This is a genomic window from Gammaproteobacteria bacterium (genome assembly GCA_037388465.1).
Taxonomy (GTDB): domain Bacteria; phylum Pseudomonadota; class Gammaproteobacteria; order SpSt-1174; family SpSt-1174; genus JARRKE01.
On the sequence record JARRKE010000148.1, the window covers coordinates 1 to 2,622 of the forward strand.

3 protein-coding genes are annotated in these 2,622 nt (G+C 64.9%); all 3 read left to right on the forward strand.

Going from position 1 to position 2,622, the window contains the following annotated elements; all coding sequences use genetic code 11:
- Positions 1-180 precede the first annotated feature (180 nt).
- Entirely contained in the window at positions 181-714 is a 534-nt protein-coding gene (locus P8Y64_14445; GenBank protein MEJ2061647.1) for a DUF3305 domain-containing protein, read from the forward strand.
- Positions 715-718: 4 nt separating this feature from the next.
- On the forward strand, positions 719-1,270 hold the full coding sequence (locus tag P8Y64_14450; GenBank protein ID MEJ2061648.1) for a DUF3306 domain-containing protein: 552 nt from the start codon (positions 719-721) through the stop codon (positions 1,268-1,270).
- A partial coding sequence (locus P8Y64_14455; protein MEJ2061649.1) for a 4Fe-4S binding protein occupies positions 1,267-2,622 on the forward strand: 1,356 nt, incomplete at its 3' end. The genes P8Y64_14450 and P8Y64_14455, both read left to right, overlap by 4 nt.

Consider the following 2,622-nt stretch of genomic DNA (forward strand, 5'->3'; position numbering starts at 1 on the left):
CCTGGGTCAATCTGACCCAGCTTAGGACAATCGTGGTCTATCTTGTCCGCATTTTCCGCTGTTTCGGATTTGTCCGCCTTTATCCACAAACCACAGCGGACGGGGGATTTGAGCCTTTCGTGCCCCGCTGGTACGGGGTTTGCTCATCTTCCTGAACGAACAGTTCAAGCGGTGAATGCGATGGGAAATACATCGGGGTTGTCCGTGCCCGAGAACTGCCTGGATCCGGAATCGTTGCCCGGGGAGGCATCGGTCTCCGTGATCATGCGCAAGCGGCCGGCCGTGGCGACACCCTGGGTGGACGAACTCTGGGAAGCCCTGGCGGTGCTCGTCAGTCCGGAACAAAGCGGCGACGATCCGGGCGAACCGGTTCCGCTGGCCGGTGATCAGCTGCGCTACGACGGCCTGCGTCTGCGGCTGTTCAAGGATCAGTGCGAGAGCTACTACCACAACCTGCTGTCCGATCGTCCGCGCCTGTTCGTACTGGCGCGGGAGAACGAATCCGGCACGCCGGTCCCGTTTCATGTCAGCGCGAGCTTCGACGAGGCCGGCGCAGGCATGGAGGACGACGAGCTGGTCTACGACGTTTCGGTGCCACCCCAGGTCTATCGCTGGATCGAGTCGTACGTGCTGATCCATTACGCGCCGCAGCTCAAGTACAAGCGCAAGCTGAACAACTGGCGCGACGAGCACGATCCGAAACCTACCGAATAATTCCATGGACGAGAACGATCTGTCGCCGCTGGCCCGCTGGTCCTTGCGCAAACAACGCGTCCGGCGTGGTGAGGACGTGGATGATGAACCGCAGGCCGAACCATCCGCCGAGCCTGTACGGGAAAGCGCTGTCGATGAAGCAAAACCGGCCCTGACCGATGCGGACATGCCGCCGGTGGAGTCGCTGCATGCCGAATCGGACCTGTCCATGTTTTTTTCGCCGGGCGTCAGCGAAGCGCTGCGCAAGCGTGCACTGCGGCATTTTTTCAGCCTGCCGGGCGCGCACGTCGTCGACCGCATGAATGAGTACGACGACGACTACACCAGCTACGTCAGTCTGGGCGATCTGATTCCGGACGAAATGCAGCGCAAGCTGGACCATGAGGCGCGCAAGCTGGCCGAACGAGCTTCCGAACAGACCACGGCAGAGCACGCGGAAACGGAGATCGCGGAGGTCGGGGCATTCGAACCTTCCGATCAAACGCCGCAAGACGGTCCGTCATCTCACGCCACACCCGTAATGGACGAACCGGAAAATCCGGAGGAAACCTCATGAGCACATCGGAATCCCCGGATCGGGAATCCCTCGATGCGCTGGCCAAGCACGCCGCTTTGGCCAGGACCCAGAAATTTTTCGCCCGCGAGCCCGAGGCGGTGGTCGAATATCGCTCGCAGGGCAGGGTGCTGATCGTCGGCCCCCAGGCAGCGGCCGAAACGCTGGCGAACGCGCTGCAGTCTCCGCTGCAGGCGGACATTCTCGATCCGGGCGCCGGGCACAACCGGTTGAACACGGCGCCGCACGTCTGGTTCGCACACGGCCGCGGCATCAGGCTGGATGGCCACCTGGGCGCGTACCACGTGCAGGTGGGGGATGACGAACAGCGTAACGACCCGCCGCTGCCCGATGCATTCGATCTCGTCGTCGACCTGGGCGAGAAGGCGCTCATTCCGAGCGAGCTACCACCGTTCGGCTATTTCCGGGCAGCCGTGGACGACATGACCGACCCGGCGGCGTTGGCCGCGCAGCTTCGGGACATGGTCGGCGAGTTCGAAAAGCCCAAGTATTTCGACTACCGCACGGATATCTGCGCCCACGGCTATGCCGGCATGCAGGGCTGCACGCGCTGCCTGGATGCCTGCCCGGCGGAGGCGATCATTTCGCTGGAAGATCTCGTGCGCGTGGACCCCTTCCTGTGCCAGGGCGGCGGCGCCTGCGTCAGCGCCTGTCCCAGCGGCGCGATGCGCTACACGCTGCCGCGCGCGGCCAACATGCTGGACGGCCTGCGCAAGCTATTGCAGAGCTATCGTGACCAGGGCGGGCAGGATGCGGTCATTCTGTTCCACGACGCCGAGGACGGCGCGGAACGCCTGGCCGGCCTGGGCGACGAAGTGCCCGGCCGGGTCATTCCGGTGCCGCTGGAAGAGCTGGCCAGCGTGGGCATGGAAATCTGGCTGTCGGCCCTGGCCTATGGGGCGAAACGCATCGGTCTGCTGGATACGGAACAGGTGCCGGCGCGCTCGCGTGCGGAACTGGATCGTCAGCTCGAGGTGGTCTCCGTGCTGTTGCAGGGGTTGGGGTATCCGGGCACGGCGGTGATGCGCGTCGCCACCGGTCCCGGCGCCTGGGAGGCCTGGGTGCAGGCCGAGGACATGCCGCCCATCGAGGCAGGCAGCTTCTGGGGCGAGGGCGGCAAACGCGAAACCCTGTTCTTCGCGCTGGACCATCTGGCCGCACAGGTCAGGGCCACGGTCGATGCCGTGCCGCTGCCGCCGCAGTCGCCGTTTGGCACTCTGCAGATCGACAGGCAGGCCTGCACCCTGTGCATGGCCTGCGTCTCGGTCTGTCCGCCGCACGCCCTGGCGGACGGCGGGACCGCGCCGAGACTCGACCTGTACGAATCCCGCTGC